Annotated in this window: 20 protein-coding genes; 18 read left to right on the top strand and 2 right to left on the bottom strand. The window is 75.0% G+C overall.

Annotated elements, in window-relative coordinates; translation table 11 throughout:
* Positions 1-50: 50 nt before the first annotated feature.
* Both mraZ and rsmH read left to right on the top strand, forming a co-directional pair.
* Positions 51-485, top strand: coding sequence for a division/cell wall cluster transcriptional repressor MraZ (mraZ, locus tag O2W20_RS18675; RefSeq protein ID WP_269171675.1), 435 nt, complete (start codon positions 51-53; stop codon positions 483-485).
* 326 nt (positions 486-811) lie between these two features.
* Positions 812-1,789 carry a 16S rRNA (cytosine(1402)-N(4))-methyltransferase RsmH gene (gene rsmH, locus O2W20_RS18670; protein WP_269171676.1) on the top strand — a complete coding sequence of 326 codons (978 nt, stop codon included), beginning with the start codon at positions 812-814 and terminating at the stop codon, positions 1,787-1,789.
* 64 nt (positions 1,790-1,853) lie between these two features.
* On the opposite strand, the gene O2W20_RS18665 is transcribed toward rsmH, so the two are convergent.
* Positions 1,854-2,048: a hypothetical protein gene (locus tag O2W20_RS18665; protein WP_269171677.1), complete on the bottom strand. Its 195-nt coding sequence runs from the start codon at positions 2,046-2,048 to the stop codon at positions 1,854-1,856.
* A gap of 7 nt (positions 2,049-2,055) precedes the next feature.
* Here O2W20_RS18665 and O2W20_RS18660 point away from each other — a divergent pair, with 7 nt between their 5' ends.
* The 16 genes from O2W20_RS18660 to wag31 all read left to right on the top strand — a co-directional run bounded on the left by O2W20_RS18660 (position 2,056) and on the right by wag31 (position 20,759).
* A complete protein-coding gene (locus tag O2W20_RS18660; protein ID WP_269171678.1) occupies positions 2,056-2,664 on the top strand; it encodes a hypothetical protein in 609 nt (202 codons plus the stop codon).
* A 3-nt stretch (positions 2,665-2,667) separates the two neighbouring features.
* Positions 2,668-4,530, top strand: coding sequence for a peptidoglycan D,D-transpeptidase FtsI family protein (locus O2W20_RS18655; protein ID WP_269171679.1), 1,863 nt, complete (start codon positions 2,668-2,670; stop codon positions 4,528-4,530).
* Between the two features lie 95 nt (positions 4,531-4,625).
* Entirely contained in the window at positions 4,626-6,182 is a 1,557-nt protein-coding gene (locus O2W20_RS18650; protein ID WP_269171680.1) for a UDP-N-acetylmuramoyl-L-alanyl-D-glutamate--2,6-diaminopimelate ligase, read from the top strand.
* A gap of 150 nt (positions 6,183-6,332) precedes the next feature.
* Entirely contained in the window at positions 6,333-7,763 is a 1,431-nt protein-coding gene (locus O2W20_RS18645) for a UDP-N-acetylmuramoyl-tripeptide--D-alanyl-D-alanine ligase (RefSeq protein WP_269171681.1), read from the top strand.
* Positions 7,760-8,839 carry a phospho-N-acetylmuramoyl-pentapeptide-transferase gene (gene mraY, locus O2W20_RS18640; protein ID WP_269171682.1) on the top strand — a complete coding sequence of 360 codons (1,080 nt, stop codon included), beginning with the start codon at positions 7,760-7,762 and terminating at the stop codon, positions 8,837-8,839. The genes O2W20_RS18645 and mraY overlap by 4 nt, the downstream gene beginning before the upstream one ends.
* Before the next feature lie 2 nt (positions 8,840-8,841).
* Positions 8,842-10,269, top strand: coding sequence for a UDP-N-acetylmuramoyl-L-alanine--D-glutamate ligase (gene murD / locus O2W20_RS18635; protein ID WP_269171683.1), 1,428 nt, complete (start codon positions 8,842-8,844; stop codon positions 10,267-10,269).
* Positions 10,270-10,276: 7 nt separating this feature from the next.
* Positions 10,277-11,938: a putative lipid II flippase FtsW gene (ftsW, locus tag O2W20_RS18630; protein WP_269171684.1), complete on the top strand. Its 1,662-nt coding sequence runs from the start codon at positions 10,277-10,279 to the stop codon at positions 11,936-11,938.
* On the top strand, positions 11,935-13,128 hold the full coding sequence (murG, locus tag O2W20_RS18625; protein WP_269171685.1) for an undecaprenyldiphospho-muramoylpentapeptide beta-N-acetylglucosaminyltransferase: 1,194 nt from the start codon (positions 11,935-11,937) through the stop codon (positions 13,126-13,128). The genes ftsW and murG overlap by 4 nt, the downstream gene beginning before the upstream one ends.
* Positions 13,125-14,588 (top strand): UDP-N-acetylmuramate--L-alanine ligase, encoded by a 1,464-nt coding sequence (gene murC / locus O2W20_RS18620; protein ID WP_269171686.1) that lies wholly within the window; start codon positions 13,125-13,127, stop codon positions 14,586-14,588. Before murG ends, murC begins: the two co-directional genes overlap by 4 nt.
* Positions 14,585-15,400, top strand: coding sequence for a cell division protein FtsQ/DivIB (locus tag O2W20_RS18615; RefSeq protein WP_269171687.1), 816 nt, complete (start codon positions 14,585-14,587; stop codon positions 15,398-15,400). The genes murC and O2W20_RS18615 overlap by 4 nt, the downstream gene beginning before the upstream one ends.
* 316 nt (positions 15,401-15,716) lie before the next feature.
* Positions 15,717-17,033, top strand: a complete 1,317-nt coding sequence (ftsZ, locus tag O2W20_RS18610) for a cell division protein FtsZ (RefSeq protein WP_269171688.1) — start codon at positions 15,717-15,719, stop codon at positions 17,031-17,033.
* 13 nt (positions 17,034-17,046) lie between these two features.
* Positions 17,047-17,781 (top strand): peptidoglycan editing factor PgeF, encoded by a 735-nt coding sequence (gene pgeF, locus O2W20_RS18605; RefSeq protein ID WP_269171689.1) that lies wholly within the window; start codon positions 17,047-17,049, stop codon positions 17,779-17,781.
* Between the two features lie 100 nt (positions 17,782-17,881).
* Entirely contained in the window at positions 17,882-18,622 is a 741-nt protein-coding gene (locus O2W20_RS18600) for a YggS family pyridoxal phosphate-dependent enzyme (RefSeq protein WP_269171690.1), read from the top strand.
* A gap of 135 nt (positions 18,623-18,757) precedes the next feature.
* The gene (locus O2W20_RS18595; protein ID WP_269171691.1) at positions 18,758-19,573 is read left to right on the top strand and encodes a cell division protein SepF; all 816 of its coding nucleotides are present in this window, start codon (positions 18,758-18,760) and stop codon (positions 19,571-19,573) included.
* A 51-nt stretch (positions 19,574-19,624) separates the two neighbouring features.
* Positions 19,625-19,924 (top strand): YggT family protein, encoded by a 300-nt coding sequence (locus O2W20_RS18590; RefSeq protein ID WP_036340735.1) that lies wholly within the window; start codon positions 19,625-19,627, stop codon positions 19,922-19,924.
* A 97-nt stretch (positions 19,925-20,021) separates the two neighbouring features.
* Entirely contained in the window at positions 20,022-20,759 is a 738-nt protein-coding gene (gene wag31 / locus O2W20_RS18585) for a DivIVA-like cell division protein Wag31 (RefSeq protein ID WP_269171692.1), read from the top strand.
* Between the two features lie 163 nt (positions 20,760-20,922).
* Here the strand turns inward: wag31 and ileS are convergent, their stop codons facing one another.
* Complete coding sequence (gene ileS, locus O2W20_RS18580; protein WP_269171693.1) at positions 20,923-24,066, bottom strand: isoleucine--tRNA ligase; 3,144 nt, start codon at positions 24,064-24,066, stop codon at positions 20,923-20,925.
* Positions 24,067-24,085: the final 19 nt, after the last annotated feature.

Below are 24,085 nucleotides of genomic sequence, written 5' to 3'. Positions count from 1 at the left end.
CGGATGGTGCCCGGCACGACCACAGGAGGACTGATGCAGGGGGTGATCCGGTGTTCGTCGGCAGCTACCCCCTGCGGCTCGACGAGAAGGGCCGGCTCGCCCTCCCGGTCCGCTACCGCGAGCTGGTGGCCGACGGCATGGTGATCAAGAAGGGCCAGGAGCGCTGCGTCTACGGCCTGACCATGACCCGGGTCGCCGAGCAGAGCGCCGCGCTGAAGTCCATGGCGCCGGCCGACACCAACGCCGCCCGCATGCACGCCCGGATGAGCTTCGGCTCGATGGTCGAGGTCGAGGCGGACAAGACCGGCCGGATCACCATCCCGGCGAGCCTGCGGGAGTACGCCGGCCTGGACCGCGACGTCGTCGTCGTCGGCGTGGACACCCGCTTCGAGATCTGGGACTCCGGCACCTGGGACGCCTACGTGGCAGAGCAGGAGGCCGTCTTCGCCGCCATGGAGAGCGAGGGGATGCCGACCCTGTCCTGAGTCGACCCCCCACCCGACCCCACGGAACGACCCCACCGCAGGACCGCGCCACCCCGCACGAGCCGACTTCCCCCCGGCTCGACCGGGTCCGGACAGCGAGCCGACTTCCCCCCGGCTCGACGTCCACCGCACCGACCGCCCAGCTGCCCCAGCCCGGCTCCACCTGGTACCGCTTCCCCGGCGCCAGGCGAGCCAGGCGGGGCAGCGGGCCGGGGCAGGGCCCGCTCCCCGCCCCACCCGCGCTCCACTGCGCACCACCCACCCCACTGCGCCCCACCTGCACGCCCCCCGTCCTGTCCGCCCCTGCGCAGCGAGAGGAGCCGTCGATGAGCAGCCCCGAGGCCTCCGGGCCCGCGCTGCACGTCCCCGTCCTCCTCGACCGGGTGACCGAGCTGCTCGACCCCGCGCTGCAGGCGCCGGGCGCCGTCCTGGTCGACTGCACGCTGGGGCTGGCCGGCCACTCCCTGGCCCTGCTCGCGGCCCACCCCGGGCTCCGGCTGATCGGCCTGGACCGCGACCCCGACGCCCGCGCCGAGGCCGCCGCCCGGATCGCCGCGGCCGGTCACACGGAGCGCACCACGCTGGTGCCCGCCGTCTTCGACGAGCTGCCCGACGTGCTGGCCGACCTGGGGGTCGAGGAGGTGCAGGGCATCCTGTTCGACCTCGGCGTCTCCTCCCTGCAGCTGGACCGCCCCACCCGCGGCTTCAGCTACTCCACCGACGCACCGCTGGACATGCGGATGGACCCCACCGGGCCCCGCACCGCCGCCGACGTGGTCAACACCTACTCCCGGGGCGAGCTCACCCGGGTGCTGAAGGTCTACGGCGAGGAGCGCTTCGCCGGCCGGATCGCCTCCGCCATCGAGCGGGAGCGCGCCCGGGAGCCGTTCACCGGTACCGCCCGGCTGGCCGAGCTCGTGCGCTCGGCGATCCCCGCGGCCACCCGCCGCACCGGGGGACACCCGGCCAAGCGGACCTTCCAGGCCCTCCGGATCGAGGTCAACGACGAACTCGGGGTGCTCTCCCGGGCCCTGCCCGCCGCCATCGACGCCCTTGCGATCGGTGGCCGACTGGTCGTGATCAGCTTCCACTCCCTCGAGGACCGCATCGTGAAGCAGACGCTCGCCGCAGAAGCCGTCGACCGCACCCCGCCCGGCATGCCGGTCCCGATGCCCGAGCACGCACCGGTGCTGAAGCTGGTCACCCGGGGCGGCGAGGCACCCGGCGAGGCCGAGCTCGCCGTCAACCCGCGGTCGGCCTCGGCCCGGGTGCGGGCCGCCGAGCGCGTCCGGCGGGCGGCATGAGCCAGCCGGCGCGGTCCGTCCCCCGGACCAGTGCACCGACCCCCCGCACCGGCCAGTCCCGCAGTCAGTCCCAGGGCGCCACCGCCCGCACCGGTGCGACCCGGGCGGGCACCGGCCGCACGGGCACGGCCCGGACGACGACCGCACGGACCACGACGGCCCGGACGCCGGCCGCACGGACGACGACGGCACGCACCACGACGGCCCGCACCACGACTGCCCGCACCACGACGGCCCGGACCACCGGCCGGGCGACCACCGGCCCGGTGCACGTGCCCCGGGTCGCCCCGCCCCGGCGCAGCGGACCGGTCCCGAGCGGCCCGCAGCTGCGGCTGGTGCCGACCCCGGCGCGGGCCCCCCGCGGCAGCCGGCGGGCGGTGCTGCGCGGTCGCCGGGCGCCCTTCGTCGCCGTGCTCGTCGCCCTGCTGGTCGGGACGACGCTGGGCCTCCTGCTGCTCAACACCGCGATCGCCGTGGACTCCCTGCGCGCCACCGAGCAGCGGGTCGCGATGGCCGAGCAGGCCAAGGAGGTCACTCGACTGGAGCAGCAGGTGATCGCTGCCGACACTGCAGCCGAACTGGCCCGCGCCGCAGCCGCGGTCGGGCTGGTCCGGCCGGGGGACGCAGCCCACCTGGTGCTGCAGCCCGACGGCAGCTCCGTGCTGCTGGGCAGCGCGACCCCGGCGACGGCACCGGTCGAGCCGGGGGCCGCCGACCCGGCGGCCGACGGGGCCACCGCGCCACAGCCCGCCCCCGCCGACGCCCCCGCCGAGCCCGCCCCCGCCGACGCCGCGGCCCCCGAACCCGGGGCCACCGACAACGCGCCCACCGAGAACGCGCCCACCGACCCCGTGTCGCCGACCCCCGGGAACTGATCCGTGCCCCCTGCAGGTCCTCTCCCGCCGCATCGTCCGGCCGGGGGCCGCCGCACCCCGCCGCGGCCCACCGGGCCGGCCGGGCGCGGTGCGCCGCGCGGGCGTCGCGAGCCCGGGGCGCGGCGCCTCCAGCCACTCGGCCTGACGCAGCGCGACCAGCGCAACCGCTGGGGGCTGGCGTTCCTGATCACCCTGCTGGTGGTGGTGGTCGGCAAGCTCGTGGTGCTCCAGGGGGTCGACGGGGCCGCCTACGCGCAGGCGGCCGAGAACGACCGGATGCGCACATACCCGATCGAGGCCGTGCGGGGGGAGATCGTCGACCGCAACGGCAAGGTGCTCGCCTACTCCGTGGACGCCAAGCGGGTCACGGCCGACCCGACGCTGGTCTCCGACCCCACCCGGACGGCGCTGGCGTTGACCACGCTGCTCGGCATCCCGGTCGACGAGCTGGTCGAGAAGCTCTCCCGGGAGGGGCGCTACGTCGTCCTGGCGGACGAGGTGAGCACCGACGTCACCGACCAGATCCGGGAGCTGCCGGCCTCCACCCAGGCCGGCCTGGTCTTCCAGGACGACCCCGTGCGGCTCTACCCGGCGGGCGCGGTCGGCGGCCAGCTGGTCGGCTTCGTCGGCAAGGAGGGCGACGGCCTTGCCGGGATCGAGCAGACCTTCGAGGAGCACCTGGCCGGGGTCGACGGCGAGGAGCGGATCGAGGTGGACGGCGTCGGCAACCCGATCCCCTCGGGCATCGACGACACCCAGCCGGCGACCGACGGCAGCACCGTGCAGCTGACGCTGGACCAGGACCTGCAGTTCGTCGTGCAGCAGACGCTGGACGCGGCCTGCGCCGACGAGGCGACGGCCACGGCGTCAGCCGTGGTCCAGGACGTGCAGACCGGCGAGGTGGTGGCGATGGCCTCCTGCCCCGGCTACGACCCGGGCAGCTACAACACCACCGACCCGGCGCTGCTGGGCAACCCGGTCCTCTCCGAGGTGTACGAGCCGGGCTCGGTGATGAAGGCGGTCACCCTGGCCGCCGCCATCGAGGAGGGCAAGGCCACCAAGGACACGGTGCTCAACGTGGACGGGCACATCCAGGCCGGCGACGTCGTGGTCACCGACGCCCACGACCACGAGCCGATCGACTTCACCGTCACCGGGATCCTCGCCAAGTCCAGCAACGTCGGGTCGATCATGCTGGCCCGGGAGATCGGGGACAGCACGCTCGAGCAGTACCTGCAGGACTTCGGCTTCGGCTCGACCACCGGCATCGAGCTCCCCGGCGAGAGCGCCGGCATCCTGGAGGACGCGGCGGACTGGACCGCCAGCCGCGCGGCCAACGTGCCGATCGGCCAGGGCGTCTCGGTGACCACCCTGCAGATGGCGTCGGCGTACCAGGCCCTCGCCAACGACGGCGTGCGAATCGCCCCGCGGGTGGTGTCCTCGCTCACCGCCGAGGACGGCACGGCCACCGAGGTGCCACGGCCGGAGGGCGTGCGGGTGGTCAGCGAGTCCACCGCGGACCAGCTGACCTACATGCTCGAGGCGGTGGTCGGCCCCGGGGGCACCGCACCGCTGGGCGAGATCGACGGCTTCCGGGTCGCCGGCAAGACCGGCACCGCCCAGCGGGCCAACCCCGAGACGGGCGGCTACGCCGGCGGCGGCTACTTCACCACCTTCGTCGGCTACGCCCCGGCCGACGACCCGCAGTACGTGGTGGCCGTCGACCTCGAGCGGCCCACCAGCGACGCCGAGGGCGGCCAGGTGGCAGCCCCGGTCTTCGCGGACGTCATGCGGTACGCACTGATCTCCGGGGGCGTCGTCCCCTCCGGCGCGCCCCGCCCGGACTTCACCCTCACCGTCCCCTGAACCCCGTCGGCGCAGGGAGCCGGCCACCCGCCGGTGCGACACGGAGCCGCCAGGTGATCGGGTCGCGCTCCTCCGCGCCGGTAGATTGGACCGTCGTGACCCCGACTGCGCCCGGGGCGGCGTCCCGGCCGGCCGGGAACCGCCCGCTCTCCCTCGGTGATCTCGCCGACCTCGTCGGCGCCCCGGTGACCGGTCCGACCACCGTGGCCGTCACCGGTGTCACCCACGCCTCCGGCGACGTCCGCCCCGGTGACCTGTACGCCGCGCTGCCCGGCGCCCGCACCCACGGCGCCCGCTACACCGCCGACGCGGCCGCGCGCGGTGCCCGCGCGGTGCTGACCGACCCGGCGGGGGAGGAGCCGGCCCGGGCCACCGGGCTGCCGGTCTGCGTGGTGGAGGACCCGCGCTCCGTGCTCGGCGCGGTCGCCTCCCGGGTCTACGGGCTCCCCAGCGAGCAGCTCAGCGTGCTGGGCATCACCGGCACCAACGGCAAGACGACGACGAGCTACCTGGTCGAGGCCGGCCTGGCCGCCGCCGGATGGGCCAGCGGCCTGATCGGCACGGTGCAGACCCGCATCCGCGGCCGGGACGCCGACGGGACGCCGGTGACCACCGAGCTGCCCAGCGTCCGCACCACGCCGGAGGCGGCCGACGTGCACGCCCTGCTCGGCACGATGGTCGACTCCGGCGTCCGCGCGGTGGTCATGGAGGTCTCCAGCCACGCGCTGGTGCAGGGCCGGGTCGGTGGGGTGCGCTTCGCCGCGGCCGGGTTCACCAACCTCTCCCGCGACCACCTGGACTTCCACGGCGACCCGGAGAGCTACTTCCAGGCCAAGGCGCTGCTGTTCGACGGGCGGGCCGCCGTCGAGGTGGTCGACGTCGACGACCCCGCCGGGCGGCGGCTGGTCCGCCCGGGCACGGTCACCGTCTCCGGCTGCGGTGCCCCGGGTGCGGACTGGTCGGCCACCGACGTGGCCGCCGTCCCCACCGGTGGGTCGACCTTCACGCTGCACGGCCCCGGTGGGCGCAGCTGGCCCGCGCAGCTGCGGTTGCCCGGCAGCTTCAACGTGGCGAACGCGGTGCTCGCCGTGGCGCTGCTGGACGCCGTCGGCGTGCCGCCGGAGACGGCGCTGCCCGGGATCGCGCTGACCGTCGTCCCCGGGCGGATGGAGCCGGTGGACGCCGGTCAGCCCTTCGTGGCCGTCGTCGACTACGCGCACACCCCCGACGCGGTGCAGACCGCGCTGGCCGCACTGCGCCCGGCGACCCCGGGGCGGCTGATCACCGTGCTGGGCTGCGGCGGTGACCGCGACCCGGGGAAGCGGCCGGGGATGGGCGCCGCCGCGGCGGCCGGCAGCGACGTGCTGGTGGTCACCGACGACAACCCGCGGTCGGAGGACCCGGCGGCCATCCGCGCGGCGATGCGCGCCGGTGCCGGCGACGTCCCGGCCGACCAGCGCGCCGAGCTGCTGGAGATCGGCGACCGGCGGGCCGCCCTGGCGGCCGCCGTCGGGCTCGCGCGACCGGGTGACACGCTGCTCGTGGCCGGCAAGGGCCACGAGACGGGTCAGGAGGTGGGCGGTCAGGTGCTGCCCTTCGACGACCGCGTGGTGCTGCACGAGCTGCTGGCCGCCATCGAGGTGGGTACGTGATCGAGCTCGCGAGGTCACGCATGAGCGCAGCATCGTCGAGCACGCGGCCGACGAGCGCCAGCGAGGTGGACTCGTGACCGAGCTTGCGAGGTCACGCATGAGCGCAGCATCGTCGAGCACGCGGCCGACGAGCGCCAGCGAGGAGGACGCGTGATCGCCCTGACGCTGGCCGAGGTGGCCGCGGCCGTCGACGGCGATCTCGTCGGTGATGGCTCCGCCACGGTGACCGGCGCCGTGCTGGTCGACTCCCGTGCGGTGGCCCCCGGCGACCTCTTCGTCGCCCTCCCCGGGGAACGGGTGGACGGCGCCGACTTCCTCCCCGCCGCCGCCGCGGCGGGCGCGGCCGGGGCACTGACCGCCCGCGCCGACCCCGCCCTGCCCTGTGTCGTGGTCGCTGACCCGGTGGCGGCCCTGGGCCGGCTGGCCGCGGCGGTGCACGGCCGGCTGGTGGCGGCGGGGCTGGTGACCGTCGGCGTCACCGGGTCCTCCGGCAAGACCTCGACCAAGGACCTGCTCGGCCAGGTGCTGGCCGCTGCGGGCCCGACCGTCAGCCCGCAGGGCTCGTTCAACAACGACATCGGCCTGCCGCTGACCGTGCTCTCCGCCGACGCGGACACCCGCTTCCTGGTGCTGGAGATGGGCTCCCGCGGCCCCGGCCACATCGCCCGGCTGTGCGGGATCGCCCGGCCGGCCATCGGCGTCGTGCTCAACGTCGGCTCCGCCCACCTCGGCGAGTTCGGCAGCGCCGAGGTGATCGCCACCAGCAAGGGCGAGCTGGTGGCGGCCCTGCCGGCCAGCGGCACGGCGGTGCTCAACGCCGACGACGCCCGGGTGGCCGGCATGGCCCCGCGCACGCAGGCCGCGGTGCTGACCACCGGGCTGGCCGAGCACGCCGACGTGCGGGCCACCGACGTCGAGCTCGACGACGCCGCCCGCGCCCGGTTCACCCTCCGCGCCCGCGGGGAGCAGCACCCGGTCGCCCTGCAGGTCGTCGGCGTGCACCAGGTCGCCAACGCACTGTCCGCCGCCGGCGCGGCGCTGGCCGCCGGGATGGCGCCCGCCGCGGTCGCGCAGGCTCTGTCGGCCGCCGCGCCGCGCAGCCGCTGGCGGATGGAGGTCACCACCCGCGCCGACGGCGTGACCGTCGTCAACGACGCCTACAACGCCAACCCCGAGTCGATGCGGGCCGCGCTGGCCGCGCTCCGCCGGCTGCGGGGCCGCCGCCGGATCGCCGTGCTCGGTGCGATGGGGGAGCTCGGCCCCACCGCCGGGGCCGCGCACGAGGAGCTGGGCCGGGACGCCGTGCGCGCCGGGGTCGACCTCGTCGTCTCCGTCGGGCCCGACGCGGCCGGTGTGCACGCGGGTGCCCGTGCGGAACTGGACGCCCGTGGTCGCGCAGGCGACCGCGGGGGAGAGCAGGAGGAGTCCGTGCACCTGCCGGACCGGGCAGCAGCCCGGCGGTTGCTGAGTGAGGTGGTCGGGCCCGGGGACGTCGTCCTGGTCAAGGCCTCGCGCAGCTACGGCCTCGAGGAGCTCGCCGCCGACCTGATCGCCGACGGCGGCCCGGAGGTGACCGCGTGAGGTCGGTCCTCGTCGCCGCCGCCGTCGGGCTGATCGTCTCGATCCTGCTGACCCCGTTGGCGATCAAGGCCTTCCGGAAGCACGGCTTCGGCCAGGAGATCCGGGACGACGGCCCGGAGAGCCACCTGTCGAAGAAGGGCACGCCCACGATGGGCGGCACCGTGATGGTGCTGGCCACGGTGGTCGGCTACCTGGTGGCGCACCTGTTCGTGATCAACCAGGAGGGTCGTGGCGTCACCGCCACCGGGCTGCTGCTGCTGTTCCTGTTGATCGGCCTGGGCACCGTCGGGTTCCTCGACGACTACCTCAAGATCCGGTACCGGCGCAGCCTCGGCCTGAACAAGACCGCCAAGCTGGTCGGCCAGCTGGTCATCGGGGTCACCTTCGCCGTGCTCGCGCTGATGGCCGACGGCGAGGACGGGACCGCGGTGGCCACCACGACGGTCTCCTTCGTCCGGGACATCCCCCCGCTCGCCCTGCCGACGGTCGCGTTCGTCGCGCTGGCCTACCTCTTCATCGCCGGCTTCTCCAACGCGGTCAACCTCACCGACGGCCTCGACGGGCTGGCCGCCGGCGCCTCGGCGATGGTGTTCGGCTCCTACGTGGTCATCTCGTTCTGGCAGTTCGGGAACGACTGCGCCGGCGGCCTCGTCGACGGCTGCTACACCGTCCGCGACCCGCTCGACGTCACCCTGGTGGCCGCCGCGGCGATGGGCAGCTGCCTGGGCTTCCTGTGGTGGAACACCTCACCGGCCCGGATCTTCATGGGCGACACCGGTTCGCTGGCCCTCGGCGGGCTGATGGCCGGGCTGGCCATCGTCACCCGCACCGAGCTGCTGCTCGTCGTCCTCGGCGGGCTGTTCGTGGCGGTCACCCTGTCGGTGGTGATCCAGGTCGGCTTCTTCCGGGCCACCCGCCGCCGGGTCTTCCGGATGGCCCCGCTGCACCACCACTTCGAGCTCGCCGGCTGGGCCGAGAACACGGTGATCGTCCGGTTCTGGCTGGTCACCGGGATGGCGGTCGCCTTCGGGCTCGGGCTGTTCTACGCCGACTGGCTCTCCGTCACGGGGCTGTAGAGGTGACCCACGCGAACGGGACGGCGGACCGACCGCTGGGCACCGTGCTGGTCGCCGGGCTGGGCGTCTCCGGCGCGGCGGCGGCCCGGGTGCTGCTGGCGCGCGGGGACGACGTCTGGCTCACCGACGCCACCGAGCCCGCCGTGCTGCCCGAGCTGGTCGAGGCGGGGGCCCGCTGGCTCGGGGCGCTCAGCGAGCCGCCGGAGGGCATCGACCTGGTCGTCACCTCCCCGGGCTGGCGGCCGGACTCCCCGCTGCTGCGGACCGCTGCCGCCCGCGGCGTGGAGGTCATCGGCGAACCGGAGCTGGCCTGGCGGCTGCGGACAGCGGCGCCGGGTGCGGAGCCCGCCCCCTGGTTCGCGGTCACCGGCACCAACGGGAAGACGACGACGGTCACGATGCTCGAGGCGATCCTGCTGGCCGGCGGGCGGCGGGCGGTCGCCGCGGGCAACGTCGGCCGGCCGCTCGTCGAGGTGGTCACCGCCCGCGACGCCGACGGCGCACCCGCCCACGACGCGATCGCCGTGGAGCTCTCCAGCTTCCAGCTGCACTGGTCCTCCTCGATCGCCCCCGCCGCCGCCTGCGTGCTCAACGTCGCCGACGACCACGTCGACTGGCACGGCTCCTTCGACGCCTACCGGGACGCCAAGGCCCGCCTGCTCCGGTTGGCGCCGGTCGCGGTCGCCGACGCCGGTGACCCGGTCGCGTCCGCGCTCGTCGCGGCCCACCGGCACCCGGTCACCGTGACCCTCGGCGAGCCCGTCCGCGGCCAGCTCGGCGTCCGGTCCGGTGCCCTCGTCGACCGCGCGTTCAGCCCGGACCCGGCCGGTGAGGTGCTCGCCGAGCTCGAGGCCCTGCAGGTGCGGGGGCCGCACAACACGGTGAACGCGCTGGCCGCCGCGGCGCTGGCCCGGGTCGCCGGCGTCGACGCGGCCGCGGTCGGCCGCGGCCTGGCCGGCTTCCGCGGCGGCGCTCACCGCAACGTGCTGGTCGGCAGCGTCGACGGCATCGACTTCGTCGACGACAGCAAGGCCACGAACCCGCACGCGGCCGGGGCCTCGCTGGCCGCCTACCCGCGGGTGGTGTGGATCGCCGGGGGCCTGCTCAAGGGCGCCGACGTCGAGCCGCTGGTCGCCGCGGTCGCCCCGCGGCTGGCCGGGGTGGTGCTGCTGGGCCGAGATCGGGAGGTGCTGGCCCGGTCGCTGGCGCGACACGCCCCGTCGGTCCCACGCACGGTGGTCCCCAGCGGCGACGATGGCGCTGTGACGGATGGGGACAGCGTGATGCGCGAGGTGGTCGCGGCCGCCGTCCGGCTGGCCCGCCCCGGGGACACCGTGCTGCTCGCCCCGGCGGCCGCCTCGATGGACGTGTTCACCGACTACGCGCACCGCGGCCGGGCCTTCGCCGACGCGGTCCGCGCGCTGGGGTGACCGGCCGGTGACGGCGACCACCGGGCAGCGCTCGTCCCGCCGTCCCCGCCGCGAGGAGCAGCAGCCCACGGCAGCCCGGGCCGGGGGGCCGCGCTTCCGCGCCCCGGCCTGGGTCGACGGCCCGATGACCAGCTCGCACCTGGTGCTGGGGGCGGCCGGCATGCTGCTGGCGATCGGCCTGGTGATGGTCTTCTCCGCCTCCTCGATCGAGGCCGCCAAGGCCGGCCAGCCGGCCTGGCTCCCCGGCGTCCGGCAGATCGCCTTCGCCGCCATCGGGCTGCTCGCCATGCTCGCCGCGATGCACCTGCCGGTCGGCCGCATCCGCCAGTTCTCCGGCTGGGCACTGCTCGGCGTCGCCGGGCTGCTGCTGCTGGTCCTGGTGCCGGGCATCGGGCTGAAGCTGAACGGCTCCCGGGCCTGGTTCGACCTGGGCTTCACCAACTTCCAGCCCTCCGAGCTGGGCAAGCTGGTCTTCGCGCTCTGGGGCGCCCACGTCATCGCCCTGCGGGAGAAGTACCTGACCGTCCAGTCGCTGCTCGTCCCGGTGCTGCCGGTGTTCGGCGTGCTGTCGCTGCTGCTGCTGCTCGAGCCCGACATGGGGGCCGTGGTCAGCCTGGGGCTGGTGCTGGCCGGGCTGATGTGGGCCGGTGGGCTGTCCCGCCGCTACATCGCCGGTGCCGTGGCGCTCGCCGTCGTGGCCGTCGTCCTGATGGTGACGTTCGCGAGCTACCGGATGGCTCGGATCACCTCGTTCCTGGACCCCTTCGCCGATCCGGAGAACGGCGGCTACCAGGCGATCCGCGGGCTGTACGCGCTGGCCACCGGCGGGGTCTGGGGCGTCGGGCTGGGCAACAGCGCGATGAAGTGGAACATCCTGCCGCACGCGGAGTCCGACTACATCTTCGCGATCATCGGCGAGGAGCTGGGCTTCCTGGGCTGCCTGGTGGTGGTGACCCTCTACGGGATCCTGGCCTGGGCCGGGTTCCGGATCGCCCACCGGTCCGCCGACCGCTTCGTCCAGCTGTCCAGCGTCGCCATCACGGTGTGGCTGGTCGGGCAGGCCGTGATCAACATGGGCTACGTCGTGGGCCTGCTGCCGGTCACCGGCGTGACGCTGCCGCTGATCTCCGCCGGCGGCACCTCGCTGGTCCTCACCCTCTTCGTCATCGGGCTGCTGGTCCGCTTCGCCCGGGCCGAGCCGGCCGCGATCGCCTTCCAGCGGAGCCAGCGGCGCGGCCGGCTGGCCCGGCTGCTGGCCCCGGTCCCCTCGGCGGCCGTCGACCCGGTGCCCTCGCGCCGACGCCGCGAGGGCCGGTCCACCGCCCGCCCCGGTCCGCCGCCCCCGGCCCCTCGGCGTGGCAACGGCCGGACGGTCGCCCGGGTGACCGGGCACCCGACGTCGTCCCCGGTGGGCCGGGGGCGTGGGGCCGGGGGGCCGGCGCCCGCCCCGGACGCGCGCCGCGGGGACCCGGAACGGCAGACTGTCGACCGCCGGCAGAACCCCGGTGACCGCCCGACCGTCCGCAGCCGGCCCTCGTCCGCGGCGGGGCCTGCCCTGCGTGAGGGGCTCCGCGACCGTCCCCGGTCCGGGGAGCCGCCCGCTGCCCAGGGCCGGCCCGTCCCGCGGTCCCGCCCCCCGAGAACAGAACGGCCAGGACGCCCGCAGTGACCTCCCCCCAGCTCGACCCCGGCGAGAACGGCCCGGCCGTGCCCTCCTCCGGCCCCACCCCGGTGCACGTCGTGCTCGCCGGTGGGGGCACCGGCGGCCACATCGAGCCGATGCTCGCCCTCGCCGACGCCCTCACCCGCCGCACCGGCGCCGCCGGCGGTGCCCCTCGGGTCACCTGCCTGGGCACCGCCCGGGGGATGGAGACCCGGCTCGTGCCGGCCCGGGGGTACGACCTGCGGCTCATCCCGCCGGTCCCGCTGCCGCGCAAGCCCACGCCGGACCTGCTGCGCGTCCCGGGCCGGGTCCGCCGGGCCGTCGCCGAGACCCGGGCGCTGCTCACCGAGCTCGACGCCGACGTCGTCGTCGGCTTCGGCGGGTACGTGGCCCTGCCGGCCTACCTGGCCGCCCGCCGGGCCGGGCGGGGGCGGGCCGGCGTGCCGATCGTGGTGCACGAGCAGAACGCGCTACCCGGGCTGGCCAACCGGATCGGCGCCCGGCTCGCCGCCCGCGTCGCGGTCACCGTCCCGGGCACGCCGCTGCACCGCGCCGAGCACGTCGGGATGCCGCTGCGGACGGCGATCAGCGGGCTGGACCGGGCCGCCCGGCGGGCCGAGGCGCGGGCCGAGTTCGGGCTGGACCCCGACCGCCCGACCCTGCTCGTCTTCGGCGGATCGCAGGGCGCCGCGTCACTGAACCGGGCCGCGGTCGGCGCGGCCGACGCGCTGACGGCCGCCGGGGTGCAGGTGCTGCACGCCCGGGGGCCGAAGAACACCGACGTCTCGGTGCCCGCCCGGCCGGCCGGGGGTGCGCCCTACGTCGTCGTGGACTACCTGGAGCGGATGGACCTCGCCTACGCCGCGGCGGACCTGGCGCTGTGCCGCTCCGGTGCGGTGACCGTCGCCGAGCTCTCCGCGGTCGGCCTGCCGGCCGTGTTCGTCCCGCTGCCGATCGGCAACGGGGAGCAGCGGCTCAACGCGCTGCCCGTGGTCGAGGCCGGTGGTGGGCTGCTGCTCGCCGACGCGGACCTGTCGCCGGCCTGGATCCGGAGCGAGCTCGTGCCGCTGCTCACCGACCCGGCCGCGCTGTCGGCGCTGGCCGCCGCCGCGGCCGCCGCCGGCACCCCGGACGCCGACGAGCGGCTGGCCGACCTCGTGCTGCAGGTCGCTGCCGAGGGGGTGCGGAACCGATGAGCGCCGCCGACGTCGCCGCCTGGCGGGGGCCGATCCCGTCGCTGGCCGAGCTGGGGCCGGTGCACTTCATCGGCATCGGCGGGGCCGGGATGAGCGGCATCGCCCGGATCATGCTGGCCCGCGGGGTGCCGGTGTCCGGCAGCGACCGGCGGGACTCCCCGGCGCTGCGCGCGCTGGACGCGCTCGGTGCCCGGATCGAGGTCGGTCACGCTGCCGAGCACCTGGGCGAGGCGGCGACCGTGGTGGTCTCCACCGCGATCCGCGACGAGAACGCCGAGCTGGTGGCCGCCCGGGAGCGCGGGCTGCGGGTGCTGCCGCGGGCGGTGGCGCTGGCCGCGGTGATGGCCGGACGGCGCAGCGTCGCGGTGGCGGGCACCCACGGGAAGACCTCGACGACCTCGATGCTCACGGTCGCCGTCCAGGCCTGTGGGGTCGACCCCTCCTTCGCGATCGGCGGCACGCTCAACGAGTCCGGCTCCAACGCCCACGCCGGCCAGGGCGACGTCTTCCTCGCCGAGGCCGACGAGAGCGACCGGTCCTTCCTGCTGCTGGCCCCGCGCGGGGGCATCGTCACCAACGTCGAGGCCGACCACCTGGACAACTACGGCGACCTGGCCGCGGTGGAGGCGGCGTTCGACACGTTCGTCCGCACCGTGCCCGCCGAGGGCTTCCTGGTGCTCTGCGCCGACGACCCGGGTGCCGCCCGGCTGGCCGGCGTGGGGGCCACCGCCCGGGTGCGCACCTACGGCCAGTCGGCCGGGGCGGACCTCCGCCTGGTCGACCTGCAGGTCGGCCCGGACGGCACCCGGTACACCGCCGTCCTCGACGGTCAGGAGCTCGGCGCGGTGCACATCCGGCTGCCCGGCGTGCACATGGCGCTCAACAGCGCCGCGGCGCTGCTGGCCGGCCTGGAGCTGGGCCTGCCCGCCGCCGGGTTGGTCACCGGGCTGGCACGGTTCGGCGGCGTGCACCGTCGCTTCGAGCTCAAGGGCACCGTCGCCGGGGTCCGGGTGTACGACGACTACGCCCACCACCCCACCGAGGTGGCCGCCCAGCTGCGCGCCGCCCGCGCAGTGGTGGGGGAGGGGCGCCTGCTGGTGCTCTTCCAGCCGCACCTCTACAGCCGGACGGCGCAGTTCGCCGCCGGCTTCGGTGCGGCGCTGGGCCTGGCCGACGAGGTCGTGGTGATGGAGGTCTACGGCGCCCGGGAGGACCCGGTCCCCGGGGTCACCGGTGCGCTGGTGGCCGACGCGGTGCCCCTGCCCGCGGGGCGGGTCGCCTTCGAGCCCTCGTGGTCGGCGGCCGCCGGCGCGATGGCCGACCGGGCGCGCCCGGGCGACCTCGTGGTGACCATGGGCGCCGGCGACGTGTCGATGGTCGGGCCCGAGGTGCTGGTGGCGCTGGCGCCACCGCCGGAGCCGACGGACACGGTGGAGGACGGGCCGGAGCCACCACGGTGAGCCGCACGGGGTCGACGACCCGCGACCGGTCCCGCAGACCGCGGCGCGGCGCCGCCCCGGCGGGAGCTGCCGCACCGGTCACCTCGCTGGGCTCCCGGCGCGGCCGGTCCCGCCGCACGCGCAGTCCGCGCCGCCGGCTGGTCGTGGTGGCGGTCGGGCTGGCCCTCGTGGTGGCGCTCGGGGCGTGGGTTTTGCTGGCCAGCCCGTTGCTCGCGGTGCGCACCGTGCGGGTCGACGGTGCCGTCGCGCTGTCCGACGCCCAGGTCGTCTCCGTCGCCGGGATCGAGGAGGGCACCCCGCTGGTGCGGGTGGACACCGGGGCGGCGGCCGGGCGGGTGGCCCAGCTCCCGCAGGTCGCCTCGGTGGAGGTGACCCGCGGCTGGCCGGGGACGGTCGTGGTCACGCTGGCCGAGCGCATCCCGGTCGCCGTCGTGGACCAGGCGGGCACCCGGCAGCTGCTCGACGCCGGAGGCGTGGTGTTCGACACCATCACCGGCGACGCCCCGAGCGGGGTGGTCCCGCTCGACGTGCGCGACCCCGGCCCGGACGACGCGGCGACCACCGCCGCGCTGGGCGCGCTGACCGCGCTGCCGGACGCCGTGCGCAGCCAGGTGACCCAGGTGTCCGCGCGCACCGCCGACGACGTGACGCTGACCCTGACCGACGGTCGGTCCGTGCGCTGGGGGAGCGCGGAACGGACCGACCGCAAGGCCGAGGTGCTGGACGCGCTGCTGGACCAGATCGAGCAGGGCACCCTCGACCCGGCCGGCACCCTCGACGTCAGCACCCCTGACGCGGTCGTCCTGCGCTGAACCCCGGAGCGGGTCGGGCTCCCGACACGCCCGGCCAGAAAAAGGTCCGCGAGTCGTCCGTCTCCGCGTGCCGAACCGGGCCGGAGATGTCTGCAGTCGAACTGAAGACGCTGACCAGGCGGGTCGTCACCTCTCGTGAGCGGCAAGTGACGGATGGGTCGGCAGATCCTCGTGGGAATCCACCGGATGGACACGCCGAACCGAGGAGGGTGCTTGCTGCCTCGGATGGGCACACCTAACTTCGTCCTCACAACGACTCAGTTGACATAACTATAAGGCTTAACCTAAGGATGAGGGTCCAGTTGGGGAGCGCGGCATGACACCTCCGCACAACTACCTAGCGGTCATCAAGGTCGTCGGCATCGGCGGCGGCGGGGTGAACGCGGTCAACCGCATGATCGAGGTCGGCCTCAAGGGGGTCGAGTTCATCGCGATCAACACCGATGCGCAGGCGCTGCTGATGAGCGACGCCGACGTCAAGCTCGACGTCGGCCGTGAGCTCACTCGCGGCCTGGGCGCCGGTGCGCAGCCCGACGTCGGCCGGCAGGCCGCCGAGGACCACCGCGAGGAGATCGAAGAGGTGCTCAAGGGCGCCGACATGGTCTTCGTGACGGCCGGCGAGGGTGGCGGCACGGGCACCGGCGGTGCGCCCGTCGTCGCCTCCATCTCGCGCAAGCTCGGCGCCCTGACGATCGGCGTGGTCACCCGCCCGTTCTCCTTCGAGGGGAAGCGGCGAGCGGTCCAGGCCGAGACGGGCATCGAGGAGCTGCGCAACGAGTGCGACACGCTCATCGTGATCCCGAACGACCGGCTGCTGCAGCTGGGCGACCGGAACGTCAGCGTGATGGACGCCTTCCGCACCGCCGACCAGGTGCTGCTCTCCGGTGTGCAGGGCATCACCGACCTGATCACCACGCCCGGCCTGATCAACCTGGACTTCGCCGACGTCAAGTCGGTCATGTCCGGGGCAGGCTCGGCGCTGATGGGCATCGGCAGCGCCCGCGGGGACAACCGCGCCCTGCTGGCAGCTGAACAGGCGATCGCCTCGCCGCTGCTGGAGGCCTCGATGGAGGGCGCCCACGGCGTCCTGCTGTCGATCTCCGGTGGGTCGGACCTGGGCCTGTTCGAGATCAACGAGGCTGCCTCGCTGGTCTCCGACGCCGCACACCCGGACGCCAACATCATCTTCGGCGCCGTCATCGACGACGCCCTCGGTGACGAGGTGCGGGTCACCGTGATCGCGGCCGGGTTCGACGGTGGCAAGCCCGGCACCCGCAAGGACGCCGGCAGCACGCCGCTGGCGACGTCGGCACCCACCGCGCCGGCAGCACCGGCCGCGCCGGCCGCACCGCCGGCGGCCCGTCCGTCGGCGCCGGTGCAGACCGGGGAGCGGCCGGCCGCTGCGGCTCCGGCCGCTCCGCCGCAGGCGCCGGCCGCCCCGGCGGCCTCCTCCCCGTCGGCGCCGCGACCGGGTCAGCCCGGCAGCGCGCCGCAGGGCGGTGGGATCACCGTGCCGCCGCTGCCGCCGATCGCCGGCCAGGGTGGCGGCCAGGGTGGCACCACCCGTCGTCCGCTGGCCTCGGACGACTTCGAGGAGGAGCTCGACATCCCCGAGTTCCTCCGCAGCCAGTGACGCCCGTTCAGCTGTGAGTGCAGGACCGGCCGCTCCGTCGGCGGTGCGACCCCGCCGGGTCGTCACCGACCGGCGGGGCGGCCGTTCTGTCGCGCCGTACGACTCCTTCAACCTGGGGGTGCACGTCGGCGACGACCCGGACGCCGTCGGGGCCAACCGGGGGCGGCTGGCCGGCGAGCTCGGCGTGCCCTCCGACCGGCTGCTCTGGATGACCCAGGTGCACGGCACCGGCGTCGCGATCGTCGAGGACGCCGACGAGAACCCGGTCGCCGACGTCGACGCACTCGTCACCGCCACCCCCGGCCTGGTGCTCTGCGTGCTGGTCGCCGACTGCGTGCCGGTGCTGCTGGCCGACCCCGTCGCCGGGGTGGTCGCCGCCGTGCACGCCGGCCGCGAGGGAGTGCGGGCCGGCGTCGTCCCGGCCACCCTGGCGGCGATGACCCGGCTGGGCTCGCGGCCGGGCGACGTGGAGGCGCTGCTCGGCCCGGCCGTCTGCGGGCTGGACTACGAGGTGCCCTCGCAGATGCAGGCCGACGTCGCCCGGGTCGCCCCGGCCAGCGCGGTCCGCACCCGGCGCGGCACGCCGGGGCTCGACCTGCGGGCGGGGATCGCCGAGGTCCTCCGCCGCGCCGGGGTCGGGCAGGTCGTGCACGACCCGCGCTGCACCGTCGAGGACCCCCGGCTGTTCAGCCACCGCCGCGACGGCGTGACCGGTCGCCAGGCCGGCGTCGTCTGGCTCGGCTCCTGACCGACCCCGCCCCGGGGCTCGCTCGCAGTGAGCCCCGGGGCGGGTCCGGGCGGCTCACCCGCCGGGGGACCGACGCGGTCGCTGCGGGGAGGATGAGGGCATGTCGCCCCTCGCCGAGAACAGGTCGCCCCTCGCCGAGAACCTGCGAGCCGTCCGCGCTCGGATCGACGACGCCGCCCGGGCAGCCGGACGGGACCCGGCCGAGGTGCGGCTGCTGGCGGTGAGCAAGACCTGGTCGGCCGACGACGTCCGGGCCCTCGCGGCGCTCGGGCAGCGGCACTTCGCCGAGAACCGGGTGCAGGAGCTGGTCGGCAAGGCGACGGCCCTGGCCGAGGACCCCGCCGTGCCCGAGCTGCACTGGCACCTGGTCGGGCAGCTGCAGCGGAACAAGGTGGCCCCGGTGGCCCGGCTCGGTGCCACGGTGCACTCGGTGGACCGTGCCTCGCTGGTGACGGCGCTGGCCCGCGCCGCCGAGCGCGAGCAGCGGGTCCTGGACGTCTACGTCCAGGTCCACCTGGGCGGCCCGGAGGGCGAGCTCGGCAGCCGGGGTGGGGTCGCGCCGACCGACGTCCCCGGCCTCGCGGACGCGGTCGCCGGCGCGCCGGAGCTGCGGCTGCGCGGACTGATGGCGGTGGCCCCCCGGGGCGAGGAGCCCGCCCCGGCGTTCGAGCGGCTGGCCGAACTGGCCGCTCGGCTGCGCGCCGATCATCCTGGTGCCACGGAGACATCGGCAGGCATGAGCGGCGACCTGGAGGCTGCTGTGACAGCTGGGGCCACTGTGGTGCGTGTCGGTACCGCGTTGTTCGGGACGCGCCCCCTAGCCTCCGGTGCAGAGCAGTGACACTGGGCTGGGGCGCGGGGGAGTGACGTGGCACGCCTGCGCCCTCCCGAGTCCCACCCGAACCACCTGAACCACCCAGGCACCTGAGTGCAGCGCGGGGCGCCCAGCGCCGACGAGACCAGAGGGAGACGTCCGATGGCGGGAGCGATGCGGAGGATGGGGGTCTACCTCGGCCTCGTCGAGGACGACGACACCCGTGGCGGGTACGACCGCTACGCCGCACGGCAGAGCGACTACGACCCCGACGACCGGGGCTACGACCGCGGCTACGACCGGTACGCCGCCGATGACGCCGACCCCGTGGCGGAGGAGTCCCGGTACGGCTACGGCAGCGGCTACGGCGGTGGCTACGACACCGAGTACGCCGGCGTGCGCCCGGTCGACGAGCCGGTCGAGGAACGCGCCCCCGAGCCCGAGGTCTCCCTGGGCCGGCGGCCGGCCACGCCGCGGACGATCGGCCTGGCGGGCGCGCCGTCGAGCGGCAGCACCGCCGCACGACTGGCCGGCAGCGGGCTGTCCGCCGCCGGGAGCGCCGGAGCCGGTTCGTCGGGCCGCAGCCGGATCAGCTCCGGCGGTTCCGGGGCCGCGGCCGGCCTGGCCATGAGCGAGCCCGTGGCCCCCGCGCCCGAGCCCGTCCCGGCCCCCGCGCCGGTGCCGTCGCCGACTCCGCAGGGCTACCGGATCACCACGGTGCACCCGGCCTCCTACAACGAGGCCCGCACCATCGGCGAGCGCTTCCGGGACGGCATGCCGGTGATCATGAACCTGACCGACATGGAGCACGCCGACGCGAAGCGGCTCGTCGACTTCGCCATCGGTCTGACGTTCGGCCTGCACGGTAGTATCGAGCGAGTCACGGCCAAGGTCTTCCTGCTCAGTCCGCAGGACGTCGACGTGACGGCTGAGGACAAGGCCCGCATCCGTGAGGGCGGGTTCTTCAGCCAGTCCTGACCCCGTGCACCCTGCGCCCCGGCGTGAGGTGCTCCCGAACGAGCGAGGACCGTGGCTCTCCTTCTGCAGATCGTCTCGTCGATCCTGCTCGTCTTCCTGATCCTCCTGTTCGCCCGGTTCGTCGTGGACTGGGTGATGGTGCTCGCCCGCAGCTGGCGCCCCCAGGGTCTGGTCGCGGCGGGGCTCGAGGTCGTCTACGCAGCGACCGACCCGCCGCTCAAGGCGGTGCGCAAGGTCATCCCGCCGCTCAACCTCGGGTCCATCCGCCTCGATCTGGGGTTTATGGTGCTGCTGATCGGCGTGATCCTCCTGCGCAGCATCCTGAGCAGCCTGGCCTACTCGATCGCATGATCCGTCGTACCGTGCCCGAGCGGGGTGCGGACCCGAACCGGTTCGCCGCCGATCTGGATCCGTCCCCGTTCCTCCCGCCCGACCTGAGGTGAGCCGCATGCCACTGACTCCCGCCGACGTGCACAACGTCGTCTTCAAGAAGCCGCCGATCGGCAAGCGCGGCTACGACGAGGACGAGGTGGACGCCTTCCTCGACGTGGTCGAGGCCGAGCTGGCCCGGCTCATCGAGGAGAACAACGACCTGCGCGGCTCCGGTGGCACCGGGTCCGGGGTGCGGGAGGAGCGGCCCGAGTCCGCGCCGATGACCGTCACGGCCCCGCCGCCCCCGCCGGCCCAGACGGCGGCGGCACAGGTGCGCGAGGACGACGCGATCCGCGCCTCCCGGATGCTGGCGCTGGCCACCGAGACGGCCGAGCGGCACGTCAACGAGGCCAAGGCCCAGGCCGACCAGATGGTGGGCACCGCCAAGAGCAGCAGCGACCGGATGATGTCCGAGGCGCGGGCCAAGAGCGAGCAGATGGTCGGTGAGGCCAAGAGCCGCGCCGACAGCATGCTCGGTGACGCCCGCACCCGCGCGGACACGATGGAGCGCGAGGCCCGCGCCAAGGCCACCGCCCTCGCCCAGGACGCCGAGCGCAAGCACGTGGAGGCGATGGGCTCCCTGGAGGAGAAGCGGGCGAGCCTCGAGCGCAAGGTCGACGAGCTGCGCACCTTCGAGCGGGAGTACCGCACTCGGCTGCGCTCCTACCTGGAGTCGCACCTGCGCGACCTGGACAGCCGTGGTTCGGCCGAGCCGGCGTCCAACAGCCGGCAGAGCCAGCACGTCAGCGCCTGACACAGCACGCACCGCAGCACAGAGCCCCGCCGGACCAGGTCCGGCGGGGCTCTGTGCTGCTGGGGTCTGTGCTGTTGGGGGTCTGGGCCGGCTGCTGAGCCCTCGGGGCTGACCCGGCCGGACGGGCCCGGGCCCCCGGTGCTCACCGGGGGCCCGTCCGACGTCAGCGCGCCGGGGTGATCCAGACCCGGGCGCCTGCGGGGCCCTCGAGCCCGTCGCCGGAGCCGGCCTCCTGGGCGTGCACGGCGGTGGCCAGCACCTCCGCGGCCAGCGGGGCGGCGTGCTCGGTGAGCGCCTGGGCCACGGCCCCCTCGCCGGTCCACCAGACCTCGATCCGGTCGCTGACCGCCAGCCCGCTGGACTTGCGGGCGTCCTGCACCAGCCGCACGACCTCGCGCACCAGCCCGGCCCGCTCCAGCTCCGGGGTGAGGGTCAGGTCGAGCGCGACGGTGAGCCCACCGGCCGAGGCGACCGTCCAGCCCTCGCGCGGCGTCTCGGTGATCACCAGGTCGCCCTCGACCAGCGGCACCGGCGCACCGTCGACCGGCACGGTCGCCGTCCCGGCCCGGTAGGCGGCGACGAGCTCGACCGCGTCGGCGGCGGCGACCGCGGCGGCGACCGCCTGCACCTGCTTGCCCATCCGGCGCCCCACCGCACGGAAGTCCACCTTCACCGAGACGTCGACCAGCGAGCCGTCGACCGCGGCGAGCTCGGTCAGCTCCGCGACGTTCAGCTCCTCGGCCACCTCGGCGACCAGCTCCCGCGGCAGCTGCGCCCACCCCGGCGCGGCCACGAGCGCCCGGGCCAGTGGCTGGCGGGTGCGGGCCTTGCCCGCGGTGCGGGCGGACCGGCCGAGCTCGACCAGGCGCCGGACCAGGGCGACCTGGTCGACCAGCGCGTCGTCCCGGGCGTCGGTGTCGACGGCCGGCCAGGTGGCCAGGTGCACCGAGTCGACCGCCTCCACCTGCCCGGGCACGACGACACCGCGCCACACCCGCTCGGTCACGAACGGGGTGAACGGCGCCATCAGGCGGGTCAGCGTGTCGAGCACCTCGTGCAGGGTGCCCAGCGCCGCCGGGTCGCCGTCCCAGAAGCGCCGCCGGCTGCGCCGCACGTACCAGTTGGACAGGTCGTCGACGAACTCGGCGATCAGCCGCCCGGCGGTCTGGGTGTCGAACTCCTCCAGCGCGTCGGTGACGCCGGCGGTCACCGACGCCAGCTCCGCGAGCGCCCAGCGGTCCAGCAGCGGCCGCTCGACGCGCGGGGGAGCCGGGGTGACGGCCGGGTCCCAGCCGTTGGTCTCGGCGTAGAGGGTGAAGAAGCTGGCGGTGTTCCAGTAGGTCAGCAGGACCTTGCGGACCACCTCGGACAGCGTCTCGTGGCCGACCCGGCGGGCCGACCAGGGCGATCCGCCGGCCAGCATGAACCAGCGGACGGCGTCGGCGCCGTGCCGGTCCATCAGCGGCATCGGCTCGAGGATGTTGCCCAGGTGCTTGCTCATCTTCCGGCCGTCCTCGGCCAGGATGTGCCCCAGGCAGAGCACGTTCTCGTAGGAGCTCTGCTCGAACACCAGCGTGCCGACCGCCATGAGCGTGTAGAACCACCCGCGCGTCTGGTCGATCGCCTCGGCGATGAACTGTGCCGGGTAGGCAGCCTCGAACTCCGCCTTGTTGCGGTGCGGCGCACCCCACTGGGCGAACGGCATCGACCCGGAGTCGTACCAGGCGTCGATGACCTGCCGGACCCGGCGGTAGGTGCCCTCCTCACCCGGCACGGTGAAGGTCACCTCGTCGATGAACGGCCGGTGCGGGTCCAGGTCGGACAGGTCACGGCCGGTGCGCTCGGACAGCTCGGCGAGCGAGCCGATGACCACCATCCGGCTCGGGTCGGCGTCGTTGCGCCAGATCGGCAGCGGCGTGCCCCAGTACCGGTCGCGGGACAGCGCCCAGTCGACGTTGTTGTTCAGCCAGTCGCCGTAGCGGCCCCACTGGATGTTCTCCGGGTGCCAGTTCGTCCGCTCGTTCTGCGCCAGCAGCTGGTCCTTGACCTGGCTGGTGCGGATGTACCAGGAGGGCTGCGCGTAGTACATCAGCGGCGTGTGGCAGCGCCAGCAGTGCGGGTAGCTGTGCTCGTACCGCAGCTCGCGGTACAGCACGCCCCGGTCCTGCAGGTCCTGCACCAGGGCCGGGTCGGCGGCCTTGAAGAAGTGCCCGCCGACCAGCGGCACGTCGGCGAGGAAGTGGCCGGTCGAGTCGATCGGGTTGACCACCGGCAGGCCGTAGGACCGGCAGACGGTGAAGTCGTCGGCGCCGAAGGCGGGGGACTGGTGCACCAGTCCGGTGCCGTCCTCGGTGGTGACGTACTCGGCCAGGACGACGAAGTGCGCGTCACCGTCGGGGAAGTCGACCAGCTCGAACGGCCGCTGGTAGTGCACCCGCTCCCAGTCCCGGCCGGTGGTGCGGGCCAGCACCTTCGCGTTCTCGCCGAGCACGGCGGTCAGCAGCGGCTCGGCGACGACGAACGTCCCGTCGTCGGTGCGGGCCACCACGTAGGTGACGTCGGGGTGCACGGCGACCGCGGTGTTCGACGGCAGCGTCCACGGCGTCGTCGTCCAGATCAGCAGGTCCGCCTCGCCGGCCCAGTCGCCGCTGGTCACCGGCAGCCGGACGTAGACCGAGGGGTCGGTGAGCGTCTCGTAGCCCTGGGCGACCTCGTGGTCGCTCAGGCCGGTCCCGCAGCGGGGGCAGTACGGGGCGACTCGGTGGTCCTCCACGAGCAGGCCCTTGTCGAACACCTGCTGCAGCGACCACCAGACGCTCTCGATGTAGCTGGCGTCCATGGTCCGGTAGGCCGTCGACATGTCGACCCAGTAGCCCATCCGGCTGGTCAGCTCGGCGAACGCGCCGACGTGCCGCTCCACCGACTCCCGGCAGCGGGCGTTGAACTCGGCGATCCCGTACCGCTCGATGTCGGGCTTGCCGGCGAAGCCGAGCTCCTGCTCCACGGCGATCTCCACCGGCAGCCCGTGGCAGTCCCAGCCGGCGCGACGGGGGACGTGGTAGCCCTGCATCGTCTTGAACCGGGGGAAGACGTCCTTGAACGCCCGCGCCTCGATGTGGTGGGTGCCGGGGCGGCCGTTGGCCGTCGGCGGGCCCTCGTAGAAGACCCACTGCGGCCGGTCGGCAGAGCCTTCCAGCGATCGGGCGAAGACCTTGTCGGCCTCCCACTGCTCAAGGACCTCGTGTTCGAGGGCCGGCAGGTCGACCTGCGGGGGAAGGGCCTGGAACGGCCCGGAGGGAGCACTCACGCAGCCCATCATCCCCGAC

Source organism: Modestobacter sp. VKM Ac-2982 (assembly GCF_026967935.1).
Taxonomy (GTDB): Bacteria; Actinomycetota; Actinomycetes; order Mycobacteriales; family Geodermatophilaceae; genus Modestobacter.
Note: the sequence above shows the minus strand (reverse complement) of the source record. Positions and strands in the feature narration are given on the sequence as shown.

Coding starts and splice junctions, on each gene's coding strand:
- rsmH (WP_269171676.1), top strand. CDS start 812: ATGAGCAGCCCCGAGGCCTCCGGGCCCGCGCTGCACGTCCCCGTCCTC.
- murC (WP_269171686.1), top strand. CDS start 13,125: ATGAGCGCCGCCGACGTCGCCGCCTGGCGGGGGCCGATCCCGTCGCTG.
- ftsZ (WP_269171688.1), top strand. CDS start 15,717: ATGACACCTCCGCACAACTACCTAGCGGTCATCAAGGTCGTCGGCATC.
- O2W20_RS18600 (WP_269171690.1), top strand. CDS start 17,882: ATGTCGCCCCTCGCCGAGAACAGGTCGCCCCTCGCCGAGAACCTGCGA.
- O2W20_RS18595 (WP_269171691.1), top strand. CDS start 18,758: ATGGCGGGAGCGATGCGGAGGATGGGGGTCTACCTCGGCCTCGTCGAG.
- wag31 (WP_269171692.1), top strand. CDS start 20,022: ATGCCACTGACTCCCGCCGACGTGCACAACGTCGTCTTCAAGAAGCCG.